This is a genomic window from Halopseudomonas litoralis, assembly GCF_900105005.1.
GTDB lineage: Bacteria > Pseudomonadota > Gammaproteobacteria > Pseudomonadales > Pseudomonadaceae > Halopseudomonas > Halopseudomonas litoralis.
This window is the reverse complement of record NZ_LT629748.1, coordinates 51,492-67,228: the sequence shown is the minus strand read 5'-3', so window position 1 is coordinate 67,228 and position 15,737 is coordinate 51,492. Positions and strand designations below refer to the sequence as shown.

Genomic DNA, 15,737 nt, shown 5'->3' with positions numbered 1-15,737 from the left:
CTGTCATCACCCTGAGCAGTCGGAGCGACAGACAGTTCGCCTGCCTGCCGATCACAGCCATGTTGCCTCTGAGAGGCCGAATTACTGGAACTTGCCATGCCTGACATTACCCTCACCACGCTCAACAAGCTCAAGCAGTCCGGCGAAAAGTTTGCCTGTCTGACCGCTTATGATGCGCTTTTCGCCCACCTGGAAAGCTCGGCGGGCGTCGAGTTGCTATTGATTGGCGACTCGCTGGGGATGGTGCTGCAAGGTCACGACAGCACCTTGCCGGTTACCGTCGAGGATATGGAGTACCACACCCGCGCGGTCAAACGCGGTAATCAGGGCGCGCTGATCATGTCCGATCTACCATTCATGAGCTGCGCCACGCTGGACCGCGCGCTGGATGCCAGCACCCGACTGATGCAGGCAGGTGCGCACGTGGTCAAGCTGGAGGGCGCCGGCTGGCTGGCCGACACCATAGGTGTGCTGACACGCAATGGCATCCCGGTGTGCGCACACCTGGGCCTGACGCCGCAGACTGTCAACGTCACCGGTGGCTATAAGGTGCAAGGCCGTGAGGACGACAAGGCCAGAGAGCTGTTGGCCGACGCCATCGCATTGGCTGAAGCCGGCGCAGCCCTGTTGCTGCTGGAATGCGTGCCCAGCGCACTGGCGGCGGAAATCACCCGCTCGGTGAATGTCCCGGTCATCGGTATCGGCGCCGGCCCGGATACCGACGGCCAGATGCTGGTTGTGCATGACATGCTCGGTCTATCGTTCAACGGTCGCATGGCCAAGTTCGTGAAGAACTTCATGACGGGCCAGCCGGATATCCAGTCTGCACTGCGAGCCTATGTGGCAGCCGTGAAAGCGATTGAGTTCCCGACAGCTGAGCACGAGTTCTGACTCCATGAATACATTGCATTCGATTGCCCAGCTACGTGCTGCGCTGGCCCGCGCGCGCCAGGAAAACAAACGCATCAGTCTGGTGCCGACCATGGGCAACCTGCACGACGGGCATATCGCCCTGGTGGAGAAGGCCCGGCAACGTACCGACTATGTAGTGGTCAGCATCTTCGTTAACCCGCTTCAGTTCGGCGCCAATGAAGATCTCGACAGTTATCCGCGCACCCTGGCCGAAGACCAGCGCAGGTTGCTGGATGCCGGCGCCGATTTGGTCTTCGCGCCCAATGTCAGTGAAATGTATCCCGAGGGGATGAACGGCCACACCCTGATCAGTGTGCCGGTGGTGTCCGAAGGACTGTGTGGCGCCAGCCGCCCCGGTCATTTTGATGGGGTATCCACGGTAGTCAGCAAGCTGCTGAACATTGTGCAGCCGGATCTGGCGATATTCGGCGAGAAGGATTTTCAGCAGCTGGCAGTGATCCGCAAGATGAGCCAGGACCTGTGCCTGCCGGTACAGATCATGGGTGAGCCCATAGTACGCGCCGACGATGGCCTGGCACTGTCATCACGCAATGGCTATCTGAACGAAGAGCAACGCCGCAGCGCACCCTATCTGTATCAGACCTTGCTACACATTGAACAGCAGCTCGGCTCGGGGCGCCGGGACTTTGCCGCAGTCATCGATGAGGCTCGCGTCGCTCTGGTCGAAGCCGGCTTCAGGCCTGACTATCTGGACCTGCGCGACGCCGAAACCCTGCAACCGGCCACCGGTGAAACGCAGGATATCGTCATTCTTGCTGCCGTCTATCTCGGCACCACCCGTCTGATCGACAACCTCCGCCTCAACCTCGCCTGAGCATCTACAGCCGGACATCTGCCCGGCTGCTCCAACTCCAGCATATAGACCAAAGAAGGGTTGAATTGCCCTCGATTCTGGTCAACCCTTGATGCAAACAATCTGAAGCAGAGGCTACCGTCACTGCGGGCCATCTGCGGTCAACAATAACAACAGAGGACCATGCCATGTACGAGATCGAGCAGCACAAGGTTTCCGAAGCCGCGCGTCGCGATACCCACCTTGACGCCGATGGTTACGAACGACTCTATCGCCAATCGATAGAACAGCCTGATACCTTCTGGGCCGAACAGGCCACCCGTTTCGTGGACTGGATGCAGCCATGGAGCAAAATCCATGAAAGCAACATGGATAAAGGTGAGGCAGCCTGGTTCATTGACGGCAAATTGAACGTCAGTGCCAACTGCATCGACCGCCACCTGGCCAAACGCGCCGACCAGACGGCGATCATCTGGGAAGGCGACGACCCGAGCGAAGACCGTCACATCAGCTATCGCGAGCTGCACCAGCAGGTCTGCCGCCTGGCCAACGTGTTGAAGGCGCGCGGCGTAAAAAAGGGTGACCGCGTCTGCCTGTACATGCCGATGATCCCCGAAGCGGCCTTTGCCATGCTTGCCTGCACGCGTATCGGTGCGGTGCACTCGGTGGTATTCGGTGGTTTCTCCCCCGACGCCTTGCGTGATCGCATCCAGAATGCCGAGTGCCGCGTGGTGATTACCGCCGACGAGGGCGTGCGCGGAGGCAAGAGCATTCCGTTGAAGCAGAACGTCGACAAGGCGCTGGCTGACTGTCCCGATGTGCATACCGTGGTCACCGTCAAACGTACCGGAGCCGATATCCCCTGGCATGAACATCGCGATGTCTGGTGTCACGAAGCCTGTGCCGCGGTCAGCGATGTCTGTGAGCCGGAGCCCATGGACAGTGAAGATCCCCTGTTTATCCTCTATACCTCCGGCTCTACCGGTAAGCCCAAGGGCGTGCTGCATACCACAGGTGGTTACCTGCTCAGCACCGCCCTCACCCATCACTATGTATTCGATTACCACGAAGGCGAAGTCTACTGGTGTACTGCTGATGTCGGCTGGGTCACCGGGCACTCCTATATCGTCTATGGCCCGCTGTGCAACGGCGCCACCACGCTGATGTTCGAAGGCGTGCCGACCTACCCGAACGCGTCCCGCTGCTGGGATATCGTCGACAAGCACAAGGTCAATATCTTCTATACCGCGCCAACCGCCATCCGTGCTCTGATGGCGCTGGGTGACGAGCCGGTCAAATCGACCTCCCGTGCCAGCCTGCGCCTGCTCGGCAGCGTCGGCGAGCCGATCAACCCGGAAGCCTGGGAATGGTACTACCACGTGGTTGGCGACAGCCGCTGCCCGGTAGTGGATACCTGGTGGCAGACCGAAACCGGCTCGATCCTGATCGCCCCCTTGCCTGGCGCAACCGATCTCAAACCCGGCTCCGCCACCCGTCCCTTCTTCGGCGTGGAGCCAGCGCTCTACGATAACGATGGCAACGAACTGCATGGGGTGGCCGACGGCAACCTGGTGATCAAGCGCTCCTGGCCCAGCCAGATTCGTACTGTGTACGGTGACAATCAGCGGTTTATCGACACCTACTTCAGCACCTACAAGGGGGTCTACTTCACCGGTGACGGTGCACGCCGCGACGAGGATGGCTATTACTGGATCACCGGGCGAGTGGATGATGTGCTGAATATTTCCGGTCACCGCATCGGCACCGCTGAAGTGGAAAGCGCGCTGGTACTGCATGACGCTGTGGCCGAAGCCGCCGTGGTGGGCTGCCCGCATGACATCAAGGGGCAGGCGATCTATGCGTATGTCATGCCCATGCATAACGCCACACCTTCCGATGAGCTGCTGGCCGATCTCAAGGTCTACGTCAGCGAACAGGTCGGCGCCTTTGCCAAGCCGGACTTCATCCAATGGGCTCCTGGCCTGCCGAAGACCCGTTCGGGTAAGATCATGCGGCGCATCCTGCGCAAGATTGCCTGTGACGAGCTGGATACCCTGGGTGATACCTCGACGCTATCCGATCCAACCGTGGTCGATGAGCTGATCGAACATCGACTGAATCGTGGTCGCTGATCGGGATGCTCAACCGGGTGATCTGAGCTTGAAGCGCTCGATCGCCCGGTAACACACGCCGCCCTTCTCACCACGGCTGCTGAGGAACAGGCAGATGTGTTCTACATGGAACGCCGGTATCGCCAGCTGTGCGTGCCGTTGCAGGAAGACTTGCAGTGGTGCGCAAGGCTTCACCCGCGCCAGGGTGATATGCGGCGTATAGGACCGGTCCTCGACCATCAGCCCCAGCGGCAGCAAGCGCTGCTCCAGCGTTCGTTGCAAGTGATCCAGCGGCACGCTGGGGGCCAGCCCGGCCCATAGCACGGATGGCCGCTGCAACGTGCCGAAATACCCCACGCCCTGTATCGCCAGATCAAAAGATGGACAGGGAACGTCAACCAGTGCCGTTGCCATGCGCCGGGCACATTGCTCATCCACACTGCCAATGAAGTTGAGCGTCAGATGCAACTGCTCCGGCTCATGCCAGCGGGTCCCAGGATAGTCTTCGCGCATGCCTGCCAGCACCTGTCTGACCGGCTCCGGCAATTCGATCCCAACAAACAGTCGCAGCATGAACATGACTCCGTTCCGGATACATTCGTGGATCTTATGCTAAAGAATCCGCAGCGGTACAATAACCTCCATGCGCCTCGATCGATTCATCGCCAGACATACCGAACAAAGCCAACAGACCGCACGTCTTCTGATCACAGCGGGCCGGGTGCAGGTGAATGGGCAGGTCATCCGCGCCCCCCAACAGGCCGTCGACCGCTTCGTCACCGTACAGCTGGACGACAGGCTCCTGCAACAGCACACGCCCCTGCACTTCATGCTGCACAAACCGCGCGGTTATCTGAGTGCTACCAGCGACCCGGCTCATCCCACCGTGCTCGAGCTGTTCGCCGAGCCATTGCGTCCGCACCTGCATATCGGCGGACGATTGGATCGCAGCACCTCTGGGCTGTTGATCCTCACCAACGACGGTCTCTGGTCCCGGCGGCTGACCGAACCCGGCCAGCGCATTCCCAAGGTATATCTGGTGGGTACTGCAGAACCTGTGGCCGCTTGCGCCGCCGAGCGCTTCGAACAGGGCATCCATCTGACCCGGGAAGATGTTGATACCTCCCCTGCACAACTGCAACTGCTCGCGCCTGACCTCGCACGCCTGACCATTTACGAAGGCCGCCATCATCAGGTCAAGCGGATGTTTCATGCTGTCGGCAACCGAGTGATTTCACTGCACCGCGAGCGTATGGGCGATATTGAACTGGACCCCACATTGGCCCCCGGACAATACCGGCCGCTGACCAGCACGGAGATTGCCAGCGTCTGAGCGGATGGCAGCCGCTTGGTTTAATCGCGCTGGGCTTGCTACCCTTTGGGGACCAGACGCAATCCGAAGGCGACGCTCATGCATACCATCATTGCGGGACGATTCGAACTGCAGGATCAGGCAGATGCAGCCCTGGCAGCGCTGCGCCAGACAGGCTTTCCTCTGGAAGCCCTGGCTGCCTTCTACCTCAATCCCAACGGCCAACATGATATCTATCCCATTGGCGGGGACGACGAAAGCTCTCCCGGCGCTCGTAAGTCAGGTCTTGGCGCAGCTAAAGGCGGTGGCGTGGGCGCGGCCATCGGGGCAGCTGCAGGGTTGGCGACAACGCCGATCATCGGCCCTGTCGGCGTCGCCATCGGCGCTGGGATCGGCGCCTATACCGGCTCGCTGGTGGGCGCAGTCAGCAGCACCGATGAGAAGTCAGATGTGGACGAGCAGACCGGGCAGCCTTCCGAGGTCCAGCCAGCCGTGACTGAACGCGCCCCAGGCGTGCTGGTGGCTGTCCGGGTTGATGATCAATCCAGGCAGTCTGCCATCGACACTCTCAGAGCCGTCGGGGCCATGGACGTCGAGCAGGCAGAAGGAGAGCTGCGTGACGGCCAATGGAAGGATTTTGATCCACGTGCGGTGGTTCAGTGCATATTATAATTCAGCGCGCATGAACGCCACTCAGCCAAGCCAGCGCTTCGGCGTCCTGCTCGGGACTGAATGACTTTACCTCCAGGCCGGGGATCATGGCGCCTTCGATTTCGCTCATCGTTCTGATCCATTCTCTGGCACTGAGCACCGCGCATCGATCGAACTGGCGTATGAGCCGAAACAGTTGCGGCAGATGCGACAGCTCTACTCCTACGGCACCCGCGGTCGGCATCTCCAGGTCGCCGACGCGCATCAACAGCTGACCGTGCTGCATACCCTGCGCCTGGGTAAACAGCGCGCTCAGCCCTTCGCGCATGCCCTCCCGGTCCAGCTTCCCGGCGATATCCAATTCCAGTCGTTCGTTACCAATACGCATTACCTGAAACATGTTGTTCTCCGATATCTGTACAACCTGCGGACAGTATAGACAACCGAGAGTCGCAGCTGATGAAGGGGTGGTTGAGGTTTATCTGTGCCCAGGATTGACCGGCCGAAACATGGAATCTTTTACCCGCAAGAGGCGTCAACTGAAATACATAGATGCGGAGGTGAATGATGAGTAACGATCAGCACGAGCCCGACGAACAGGCCCTCACCGAAGCCGCCAGACGGCAGGTTGAAGCAGATAATCGTGAGGCACCCGATGATCGGCCCATGGGCCCGGTTGGCAATGTACCGTCCAGAGCTGAGTCGGCTAGGCGTGCCGATGAAGCGGGGTTGACTGAAGCCTCCATGCCTGGACAAGGTCCTACCGCCGACGACGCCACACCAGAAACGCTGAACCCCGATGATGGTTCACGCTCGGCTGAGGAGGCTGATATCGCCGGCAAGGCGGCGGACACTGAACTCAGTGATGTCGGAGAGGCCGGCGCTGGAGGGCGCTATGGGCTGGACGAAGCGGAACTGGGGCGTGCCAAGCCGCTGGATGGCAAACCCTGGGATGGTGATCCCGATGAGCCGCTGGTTCCGGAAACCGCAGCCGATGACAACCTGACAGCGCGCCGCAGCAGCGAGCCAGATAATTCCTGACGACGGCTTTCAACAGGCATAAAAAAACCCCGGCATGAAGGCCAGGGTTTTTTATGCACCGCCCGAAGGCTGGCAGCGGGATCAGACGCCGCTGTTTTCAGCTGCTTCCACATCCTTCATGGACAGCTTGATACGGCCGCGGTTATCCACGTCCAGTACCAGCACCTTCACTTCCTGACCTTCCTGAAGTACGTCGGTGACCTTCTCGATACGCTGGTTGGCGATCTGCGAGATGTGTACCAGACCGTCCTTGCCGGGCAGGATGCTGACGAAGGCGCCGAAATCAACGATACGCTCGACCTTGCCGGTGTAGACCTTGCCGATTTCCGCTTCAGCGGTAATACCATCAACCCGCGCCTTGGCAGCGTTGGCGGCATCTTTGCTGGCAGCGAAGATCTTCACGGTGCCGTCATCGGTAATGTCGATCGAAGCACCGGTCTCTTCGCAGATACCGCGGATGGTTGCACCACCCTTGCCGATCACATCACGGATCTTGTCGGAATCGATCTTCATGCTGATCATGGTCGGTGCGTTGGCGGACAGCTCCTTGCGCGAAGCCGGCAGCACCTGGTTCATCTGACCCAGGATATTCAGACGTGCGTCGAGCGCCTGATGCAGCGCCAGTTCCATGATTTCTTCGGTGATGCCCTGGATCTTGATATCCATCTGCAGCGCAGTAACACCTTTCTCGGTACCGGCTACCTTGAAGTCCATGTCGCCCAGGTGATCCTCGTCACCGAGGATGTCGGTCAGGATCGCGAACTTATCGCCTTCCTTGACCAGACCCATGGCGATACCGGCCACCGGCGCCTTCAGTGGCACACCGGCGTCCATCAGCGCCAGAGATGCACCGCAGACCGAGGCCATGGAGCTGGAACCGTTGGATTCGGTGATTTCCGAGACCACACGGATGGTGTAGGGGAACTGCTCCATATCGGGCATCACTGCCTCGATACCACGACGGGCCAGACGACCATGGCCGATTTCGCGGCGACCGGTACCACCCATGCGCCCACACTCACCCACCGAGTAGGGAGGGAAGTTGTAGTGGAACATGAAGGGGTCTTTCTTCTCGCCTTCCAGGGTATCCAGCAGCTGTGAATCACGGGCAGTACCCAGAGTGGTTACCACCAGCGCCTGAGTTTCACCACGGGTGAACAGGGAGGAACCGTGAGTGCGATCCAGTACACCGACTTCGATGTTCAGCGGACGTACGGTTTTGGTGTCACGGCCATCGATGCGCGGATTGCCATTGACGATGCTTTCACGCACGGTGCGGTATTCAATCTCACCGAATGCGTCCTTGACTTCACCAGCGGCGAACTTGGCTTCTTCACCGGCCAGCGCAGCGATAGCAGCATCACGCAGCTCGCCCAGACGGGTGTAACGCGACTGCTTGTGGGTGATGGTGTAGGCTTCGCTGATACCCGCGCCGAACTCGGACTTGATGGCATCCAGCAGCACGGTGTTTTCCGGAGCGGGCTGCCAGTCCCACGCAGGCTTGCCGGCTTCGGCAACCAGTTCCTTGATCGCTTCGATGGCCGGCTGGAATTCCATGTGGGCGAAGAGTACTGCACCCAGCATCTGGTCTTCGGACAGTTCCTGCGCTTCGGATTCAACCATCAGCACGGCGTCTTCGGTACCCGCGACGATCATGTCCAGACGCGAGGTCTTCAGTTGCTCGTAGGTCGGGTTCAGAACGTAGCCATCAACGTCGTCAAAACCAACGCGGGCACCACCGATAGGGCCGTCGAAGGGAATACCGGAAATGGCCAGCGCAGCCGAGGTGCCGAGCAGTGCGGCGATATCCGGATCAGTCGTCTTGTCAGTGGAAACCACGGTGCAGACCACCTGGACTTCATTCATGAAGCCATCGGCGAACAGCGGGCGGATCGGACGGTCGATCAGACGCGAGGTGAGGGTTTCCTTCTCGGTAGGACGGCCTTCACGCTTGAAGAAACCACCCGGAATGCGGCCTGCCGCATAGGTTTTTTCGATGTAGTGCACAGACAGAGGGAAGAAGTCGCGACCGGCGTCGGCATTCTTTGCGCCCACCACGGTAACCAGAACGCTGACTGCATCATCAATGCTGACCAGAACCGCGCCGGAAGCCTGGCGCGCGATGCGGCCGGTTTCCAGGGTAATGGTGTTGTTGCCCAACTTGAATTGTTTGATAACCGGTTTCACGGTGTCTTCTCTCTCTGTATTTGCCTTTGGGGAAACTCTGGGCATGGTCGGGTTTCGGACCCGGCCATGTCCAAACGGAGCTGGTCTTAGCGACGCAGACCCAGACTGCTGATCAAGCTGCTGTAGCGGCTCAGATCCTTGGACTTCAGGTAATCCAGCAGCTTACGACGCTGGTTGACCATACGGATCAGACCGCGACGGGAATGGTGATCCTTCTTGTTGTCCTTGAAGTGACCCTGCAGCTTGTTGATGTTGACAGTCAACAGAGCCACCTGGACTTCAGGAGAACCGGTATCACCTTCGCCACGTGCATACTCGGATACGATTGCAGCTTTTTCTTCAACGCTCAGTGCCATGACAGCTATTCCTCTGAGGTAACAGGCCGGGACGTCTGTCCCGTGTTTTAAATCGAGGAATGACCATGCCTGTTGACAGCCACCCTCGTTGCGACCCTTATGGGTCAACTTCCATGAAATCATTCAGCCATTGAAACGCATCAGACGTTTGGGCGCCACCCGTGCGTCATCGGTCATTTCACCGATACCGATGAAACGCCCTTCGTGATCACGCAGGCGGACCATACCGAACGCCGGACTACCCGGCACCCGTACCGCCTGTCCATGATTGAGGTAAAAGGCGGTCTGCTCGGTAAGATCCACCACCGGCCAGTCTTCCAGCCCGCTGTCGTTCGGCAGCAGCAGGTGATCCAGCGCGGTGGCGCCACCTTCGGCGTGCAAGGCCTCGAGCGTTTCCAGGGTTACCGCCTGGGTCAGATCGAACGGGCCGGCCTGGATCCGGCGCAGCTCGGAAACGTGCGCTCCACAACCCAGAGCGGCGCCCAGATCTTCGACCAGGGTGCGAATATAAGTGCCCTTGCTGCAGTGCACTTCCAAGCGCAGACGATCGCCCTCCAGCTCCAGCAACTCCAGCTGGCTTATGGTAACAGATCGCGGCTTGCGCTCCACTGTTTCCCCGGCGCGAGCCAGCTTGTACAACGGCTGACCTTCATGCTTGAGCGCCGAATACATGGGCGGTATCTGCTGGATATCGCCGCGAAAGCGCGGCAGTAGCGCCTCGACCTCTGCCATAGTGACATGGCACGGCTTTCTTTCCAGCACATCGCCTTCGGCATCACCGGTCGTCGTGGTCATCCCCAACCGGGCTTCGGTGACATAGGCCTTGTCCGCATCCAGCAGGTACTGGGAAAACTTGGTCGCCTCGCCCAGACACAGAGGCAGTACACCGCTGGCCAGTGGATCAAGGCTACCGGTATGCCCACCCTTGCTGGCATTGAACAACCAGCGCACCTTCTGCAAGGCGGCATTGGAGGTCATGCCCAGCGGCTTGTCGAAAATCAGTACGCCGTCGATATCACGGCGTTTGCTACGTGGTGCGGACACGTCTACTCCTCAACATCCCCGGAGTGCTGACGATCCTGCGCAACAGCACGTTCGATAAGGGAAGACAGATGTACGCCGCGGCGCACGCTCTCATCGTAGTGGAAATGCAATTGCGGAATGCTGCGCAACTTCATCACGCGCCCGAGCTGTACTCGCAGAAAACCGGCAGCATCCTTCAGGGCCGCCAGGTTAAGCGCGATGTCTTCGTCGGTCGCCTCGCCCATCAGGGTAATGAAAATCTTGGCATGCGCCAGATCGCGGCTGACTTCCGCAGCGGTGACAGTAATCATGCCGACACGCGGGTCGCGAACTTCGCGCTGGATCAGCGAGGCCAGCTCACGCTGCATCTGATCAGCTACCCGCTGGGTACGACTGTATTCTTTGGCCATAACGTTACACTCAAAAAACGGTGAGACTGAAAACACCAAAGCCGGAAGCCGCGCCAAGGCGACTTCCAGCTTGCAGCCAGCAACTCTGGCTGGTGTTACAGCGTCCGCGCTACCTGAACCCGCTCGAATACTTCGATACGGTCACCGGCACGCACGTCGTTGTAGTTCTTCACACCGATACCGCATTCCATGCCATTGCGCACCTCGGCAACGTCATCCTTGAAGCGACGCAGGGATTCCAGCTCGCCTTCGTAGATGACCACGTCTTCGCGCAGCACACGGATCGGACGGTTGCGGTGTACGGTACCTTCGATAACCATACAGCCGGCTACCGCGCCGAACTTAGGCGAACGGAATACGTCACGAACTTCGGCGACGCCCAGAATCTGCTCACGAACATCGCTGCCGAGCATGCCGGTCAGGGCCTTCTTGACGTCTTCGATGATTTCGTAGATGACGCTGTAATAGCGCAGATCCAGACCTTCAGCCTCGATAACCTTGCGCGCCGAGGCATCGGCCCGCACGTTGAAGCCGAAAATCACGGCGTTGGAAGCCAGCGCCAGGTTGGCGTCGGTTTCGTTGATACCACCCACGCCGCCCGACACGATCTTGACTTGAACTTCGTCGTTGCCCAGTTCGGCGAGCGAACCCTGCAGCGCCTCGAGCGAGCCACGCACGTCAGCCTTGATGACAATGTTGAGTGTCTTCTTCTCGCCCTGACCCATGTTCTCGAACATGTTTTCCAGCTTCGCAGACTGCTGGCGAGCCAGCTTGATCTCGCGGAACTTGCCCTGACGGAACAGTGCTACTTCGCGCGCCTTCCTTTCATCAGGAACCACGGTCATTTCGTCACCGGCTCCCGGTGTACCGTCAAGACCCAGAATGGCTACAGGGATGGACGGACCGGCCTCCTTGACGCTATTGCCGTTCTCATCAAGCATGGCGCGCACGCGGCCATAATTGAGGCCGGCCAGCACCACATCACCCTGACGCAGCGTGCCGTTCTGTACCAGCACCGTGGCAATCGGACCACGGCCCTTGTCCAGACGCGACTCGACTACGACACCGCGCGCCGGCGCTGTCGGCTGGGCCTTGAGCTCGAGTACTTCAGCCTGCAGCAGAACCGCTTCGAGCAACTCGTCGATGCCGGTACCGACCTTGGCCGAAACGTGCATGAACATGGTATCGCCACCCCATTCCTCGGGGACCACACCGCGTGCTGCCAGATCATGCTTGATGCGATCAGGGTCAGCTTGTTCCTTGTCGATCTTGTTCACGGCCACAACCAGGGGCACACCCGCTGCCTTGGCGTGCTGCACCGCCTCTTCGGTCTGCGGCATCACGCCGTCATCAGCGGCCACCACCAGAATCACGATATCAGTGGACTGGGCACCACGGGCACGCATTGCGGTAAACGCCGCGTGACCGGGGGTGTCGAGGAAGGTGACCATGCCGCGATCAGTCTGCACATGGTAGGCACCGATGTGCTGAGTAATGCCGCCAGCCTCGCCCGAAGCCACCTTGGCCCGGCGAATATAGTCAAGCAGCGAGGTCTTGCCGTGGTCTACGTGACCCATGACGGTCACTACCGGGGCGCGGCTGATTTCTTCACCTTCGAAGTGCATGGCTTCAGCCAGGCGATCTTCCAGCTCACTTTCACTGACATGCTTGACCTGGTGACCCAGGTCTTCGGCGACGATGGTCGCAGTGTCCTGATCCAGCACCTGGTTGATGGTCACCATGTTGCCGTTCTTGAACATGTACTTGATGACTTCGGCTGCCTTCACCGACATCTTCTGGGCCAGTTCGGCCACGGTGATGGTTTCACCGATTACCACTTCTCGCACTACAGGTCCTGTCGGCTTCTCGAAGCCGTGCTGATTACTACGTTTCTTCTGCGCCTTGAGCTTGCCGGCGCCCCCGCGACGACGCGCATTGTCATCATCACCTGCACGCGCGGTGCCGCGCCCCTTGCCGGGGCCTCCGGCGCGCTTGCGGCTGCGCTCGTCTTCCTCAGCCCGCGCCTTGCGACGCTGTTCGTCCTTCTTCTTCGCCGCCGCTGCCGGTGACGGCGCTGCTTCCACAATTGCCTCATCAGCTACGGGAGCAGGTTGCGGCGCAGCCGCCGGCTGTGCCTTGGGCGCCGGGGTTTCAGGCTGCGATGGAGCCTGGGCGGCCTGTGCTTCGGCAGCCTGACGCGCAGCTTCTTCAGCCTGACGCGCCTGGTCTTCTTCGGCCTTGCGCTGGGCTTCCGCTGCAGCGGCAGCCTGACGTGCTTCCTCGGCCGCGCGCAGCTCTTCCAGCTCCCGCTGACGCTCGGCTTCGACATCCACTTCGTCACGCTTGACGTAGGTTCGCTTCTTGCGCACTTCCACGTTGACGGTTTTGCTGCCCGCTACTTTCAAGGTGCTTACGGTTTTTCGCGTCAGGGTAATCTTGCGCGGCTCTGTAGCCGAATCGCCGTGATTGCTCTTCAGAAACGTCAGCAATCGCTGTTTTTCATCGTCCGAAACGGGCTGTTCCGCACCAGTGTGCGTCAACCCAGCTTCCTGCATCTGTTGCAACAGGCGCTCTACCGGCGTACCTGTCACTTCAGCCAATTCTTTGACCGTCACTTCCGCCATTCACTTTCTCCTCAGTCGGGGGCCGGGCGTTGCCGCCCAGCGATGCTGCCAGCCGACCGGTTTATTCAAACCAGGGAGCCCGGGCTGCCATGATCAGGGCGCCGGCACGGGCTTCGTCGATTCCATCAATATTCAGCAGATCATCCACGGATTGTTCCGCGAGATCTTCCATGCAGAGAATGCCTTGGGCTGCCAGCTGGAATGCCAGGGCGCGATCCATGCCCTCCATATTCAGCAGATCGTCCGCAGGCTGGACCTCTTCCAGTTTTTCCTCGTTGGCAATCGCCTTCGTCAGCAGGCGGTCCTTGGCTCGCGACCGCAGCTCATTGACGATATCTTCATCAAAACCATCGATTTCCAGCATTTCCTCCATGGGTACGTAGGCAATTTCCTCCAGCGAGGTAAAGCCTTCGTCGACCAGAATCTGAGCCAGCTCTTCATCCACATCCAGCTCATCGAGGAAGTTGCGCAATACATCGCCCGTCTCGGCTTCCTGTTTTGCACGGATGTCGTCTTCGGTCATGACATTGAGTGTCCAGCCGGTCAATTGGCTGGCCAACCGGACGTTCTGGCCACTACGGCCAATTGCCTGGGCGAGGTTATCCTCGGCCACGGCGATATCTATGGCATGGGTATCTTCATCCAGGATGATCGAAGCCACTTCGGCAGGTGCCATGGCATTGATCACGAACTGCGCGAGGTTGTCGTCCCAAAGCACGATATCCACCCGCTCACCGCCCAGCTCACCGGACACCGCCTGCACGCGCGAGCCGCGCATGCCGATACAGGCACCTTGCGGATCTATACGCTTGTCTTTCGAACGCACCGCAATCTTGGCCCGGGAGCCCGGATCACGGGCTGCGCCCATGACCTCGATCAGCTCTTCGGAGATCTCCGGCACTTCGATACGGAACAGCTCGATTATCATTTCCGGACAACTGCGCGACAGCACCAGCTGCGGACCGCGGTTCTCTGTACGGATATCCTTGAGCAGCGCACGAATGCGGGTACCGGTGCGGAAGGTCTCGCGCGGGATCATTTCCTCACGCGGCAACACGGCCTCGGCATTATTGCCCAGATCCACGATGACACTGTCGCGAGTGACCTTCTTTACCGTGCCGCTGATGATTTCACCCAACCGATCACGGTAGGCGTCAACCACCTGGGCGCGCTCTGCTTCACGAACCTTCTGGACGATAACCTGTTTGGCGATCTGCGCGGCGATACGACCGAACTCGACTGACTCGATCTTCTCTTCAACCACGTCACCGACGTTCAGCGACGGGTCGCGGGCGTGGGCCTGGTCCAATGCCAACTGCATATCTGGCTCTTCGAAGTCATCATCCACCACCACGGTCCAGCGACGGAAGCTGTCGTAGTCGCCGGTCTGGCGATTGATCGCCACCCGCACGTCGACTTCGTCTTCATAGCGCTTTTTGGTGGCCGTTGCCAAGGCCAGTTCCAGCGCCTCGAAAATGACTCCGGGCGGCACGCCCTTCTCATTGGATACGGATTCCACAACCAGCAGCACTTCTTTGCTCATCGTATGCCTCGCCTAACGCCGTCCATTGGGGCCACTGGAGCCCGAAAAATGCTCAAAACCGCGGAATGATATTACTTTTATCGATGGTATCGATGGGCAGCAGGTACTCGTGTTCTTCCACCTGCAACACTACCTCATCGCCTTCCACCCCGCGGATGACACCTTGAAAATTCCGCCGGCCTTCATAGGGCACGCGCAATCTGATTTTGGCCTGCTCGCCGACATAGGCGGCGAACTGCTCGAGAGTGAACAAAGGCCTGTCCATTCCCGGAGAAGACACTTCCAGAGTGTAATCGCCACTGATGGGGTCTTCCACATCCAGCACCGCACTGGCCTGCCTGCTGATCGTCGCGCACGCTTCCACGCTCACGCCGTCAGGGTGTTCGATATATACTCGCAGCAGACTGTGACGCCCCTGCGAAAGAAACTCGATCCCCCAACAACGATAGCCCAGAGCTTCGACAATCGGGACCAACAGGTTCTCCAATTCGGTAACTTTGCCGGACAATTTCACCGCCTTTCTTGAATGAATAAAAAATGGGCCTGAAGCCCATCCTGGTTCCGGCCACTTCATCGAATGAAGTCCGGAGTTAACAAAAAGCCCCTGAAAAGGGGCCTTTGACTGGTTGCGGGGGCAGGATTTGAACCTACGACCTTCGGGTTATGAGCCCGACGAGCTACCAGACTGCTCCACCCCGCGTCGAATCTAGGGCATGAATTATACGCTCGGCAGCCAAACAAGACAACCTGACA

15 protein-coding genes and 1 tRNA gene are annotated in these 15,737 nt (G+C 59.4%); 6 read left to right on the top strand and 10 right to left on the bottom strand.

The features are described from left to right. Positions 1 to 96: 96 nt before the first annotated feature. The 3 genes from panB to acs all read left to right on the top strand — a co-directional run bounded on the left by panB (position 97) and on the right by acs (position 3,858). Positions 97 to 891, top strand: coding sequence for a 3-methyl-2-oxobutanoate hydroxymethyltransferase (gene panB, locus BLU11_RS00330; RefSeq protein ID WP_090271515.1), 795 nt, complete (start codon positions 97 to 99; stop codon positions 889 to 891). 4 nt (positions 892 to 895) lie between these two features. Beyond that, positions 896 to 1,747, top strand: a complete 852-nt coding sequence (gene panC / locus BLU11_RS00325) for a pantoate--beta-alanine ligase (RefSeq protein ID WP_090271514.1) — start codon at positions 896 to 898, stop codon at positions 1,745 to 1,747. Between the two features lie 167 nt (positions 1,748 to 1,914). Next, positions 1,915 to 3,858, top strand: a complete 1,944-nt coding sequence (acs, locus tag BLU11_RS00320) for an acetate--CoA ligase (RefSeq protein WP_090271513.1) — start codon at positions 1,915 to 1,917, stop codon at positions 3,856 to 3,858. Positions 3,859 to 3,867: 9 nt separating this feature from the next. Here acs and thpR read toward each other — a convergent pair whose 3' ends face one another. Continuing rightward, positions 3,868 to 4,410 (bottom strand): RNA 2',3'-cyclic phosphodiesterase, encoded by a 543-nt coding sequence (gene thpR / locus BLU11_RS00315; RefSeq protein ID WP_157718473.1) that lies wholly within the window; start codon positions 4,408 to 4,410, stop codon positions 3,868 to 3,870. Between the two features lie 70 nt (positions 4,411 to 4,480). Here thpR and BLU11_RS00310 point away from each other — a divergent pair, with 70 nt between their 5' ends. Beyond that, positions 4,481 to 5,170 (top strand): pseudouridine synthase, encoded by a 690-nt coding sequence (locus tag BLU11_RS00310; RefSeq protein WP_090271511.1) that lies wholly within the window; start codon positions 4,481 to 4,483, stop codon positions 5,168 to 5,170. 78 nt (positions 5,171 to 5,248) lie between these two features. Then, positions 5,249 to 5,821 carry a hypothetical protein gene (locus BLU11_RS00305; protein ID WP_090271510.1) on the top strand — a complete coding sequence of 191 codons (573 nt, stop codon included), beginning with the start codon at positions 5,249 to 5,251 and terminating at the stop codon, positions 5,819 to 5,821. A 1-nt stretch (position 5,822) separates the two neighbouring features. On the opposite strand, the gene BLU11_RS00300 is transcribed toward BLU11_RS00305, so the two are convergent. Next, a complete protein-coding gene (locus BLU11_RS00300; RefSeq protein ID WP_090271509.1) occupies positions 5,823 to 6,200 on the bottom strand; it encodes a SpoIIAA family protein in 378 nt (125 codons plus the stop codon). A 164-nt stretch (positions 6,201 to 6,364) separates the two neighbouring features. On the opposite strand from BLU11_RS00300, the gene BLU11_RS00295 reads away from it, so the two are divergent. Next, positions 6,365 to 6,841, top strand: a complete 477-nt coding sequence (locus BLU11_RS00295) for a serine kinase/phosphatase (RefSeq protein WP_172828650.1) — start codon at positions 6,365 to 6,367, stop codon at positions 6,839 to 6,841. 81 nt (positions 6,842 to 6,922) lie between these two features. On the opposite strand, the gene pnp is transcribed toward BLU11_RS00295, so the two are convergent. The 8 genes from pnp to BLU11_RS00255 form a co-directional block, all read right to left on the bottom strand. After that, a complete protein-coding gene (gene pnp, locus BLU11_RS00290; RefSeq protein WP_090271507.1) occupies positions 6,923 to 9,028 on the bottom strand; it encodes a polyribonucleotide nucleotidyltransferase in 2,106 nt (701 codons plus the stop codon). 86 nt (positions 9,029 to 9,114) lie between these two features. Further along, the gene (gene rpsO / locus BLU11_RS00285) at positions 9,115 to 9,384 is read right to left on the bottom strand and encodes a 30S ribosomal protein S15 (protein WP_090271506.1); all 270 of its coding nucleotides are present in this window, start codon (positions 9,382 to 9,384) and stop codon (positions 9,115 to 9,117) included. Between the two features lie 123 nt (positions 9,385 to 9,507). Next, positions 9,508 to 10,428, bottom strand: a complete 921-nt coding sequence (truB, locus tag BLU11_RS00280) for a tRNA pseudouridine(55) synthase TruB (RefSeq protein WP_090271505.1) — start codon at positions 10,426 to 10,428, stop codon at positions 9,508 to 9,510. Positions 10,429 to 10,430: 2 nt separating this feature from the next. Continuing rightward, the gene (gene rbfA / locus BLU11_RS00275) at positions 10,431 to 10,817 is read right to left on the bottom strand and encodes a 30S ribosome-binding factor RbfA (protein ID WP_090271504.1); all 387 of its coding nucleotides are present in this window, start codon (positions 10,815 to 10,817) and stop codon (positions 10,431 to 10,433) included. Positions 10,818 to 10,912: 95 nt separating this feature from the next. Further along, entirely contained in the window at positions 10,913 to 13,441 is a 2,529-nt protein-coding gene (infB, locus tag BLU11_RS00270) for a translation initiation factor IF-2 (RefSeq protein WP_090271503.1), read from the bottom strand. Between the two features lie 61 nt (positions 13,442 to 13,502). Beyond that, complete coding sequence (gene nusA / locus BLU11_RS00265) at positions 13,503 to 14,984, bottom strand: transcription termination factor NusA (RefSeq protein ID WP_090271502.1); 1,482 nt, start codon at positions 14,982 to 14,984, stop codon at positions 13,503 to 13,505. A gap of 52 nt (positions 14,985 to 15,036) precedes the next feature. Then, positions 15,037 to 15,492 (bottom strand): ribosome maturation factor RimP, encoded by a 456-nt coding sequence (gene rimP / locus BLU11_RS00260; RefSeq protein ID WP_090276092.1) that lies wholly within the window; start codon positions 15,490 to 15,492, stop codon positions 15,037 to 15,039. A 115-nt stretch (positions 15,493 to 15,607) separates the two neighbouring features. Then, a tRNA-Met gene (locus BLU11_RS00255) sits at positions 15,608 to 15,684 on the bottom strand. Positions 15,685 to 15,737: the final 53 nt, after the last annotated feature.

Coding starts and splice junctions, on each gene's coding strand:
- panB (WP_090271515.1), top strand. CDS start 97: ATGCCTGACATTACCCTCACCACGCTCAACAAGCTCAAGCAGTCCGGC.
- panC (WP_090271514.1), top strand. CDS start 896: ATGAATACATTGCATTCGATTGCCCAGCTACGTGCTGCGCTGGCCCGC.
- acs (WP_090271513.1), top strand. CDS start 1,915: ATGTACGAGATCGAGCAGCACAAGGTTTCCGAAGCCGCGCGTCGCGAT.
- thpR (WP_157718473.1), bottom strand. CDS start 4,410: ATGCTGCGACTGTTTGTTGGGATCGAATTGCCGGAGCCGGTCAGACAG.
- BLU11_RS00310 (WP_090271511.1), top strand. CDS start 4,481: ATGCGCCTCGATCGATTCATCGCCAGACATACCGAACAAAGCCAACAG.
- BLU11_RS00305 (WP_090271510.1), top strand. CDS start 5,249: ATGCATACCATCATTGCGGGACGATTCGAACTGCAGGATCAGGCAGAT.
- BLU11_RS00300 (WP_090271509.1), bottom strand. CDS start 6,200: ATGTTTCAGGTAATGCGTATTGGTAACGAACGACTGGAATTGGATATC.
- BLU11_RS00295 (WP_172828650.1), top strand. CDS start 6,365: ATGATGAGTAACGATCAGCACGAGCCCGACGAACAGGCCCTCACCGAA.
- rpsO (WP_090271506.1), bottom strand. CDS start 9,384: ATGGCACTGAGCGTTGAAGAAAAAGCTGCAATCGTATCCGAGTATGCA.
- rbfA (WP_090271504.1), bottom strand. CDS start 10,817: ATGGCCAAAGAATACAGTCGTACCCAGCGGGTAGCTGATCAGATGCAG.
- infB (WP_090271503.1), bottom strand. CDS start 13,441: ATGGCGGAAGTGACGGTCAAAGAATTGGCTGAAGTGACAGGTACGCCG.
- nusA (WP_090271502.1), bottom strand. CDS start 14,984: ATGAGCAAAGAAGTGCTGCTGGTTGTGGAATCCGTATCCAATGAGAAG.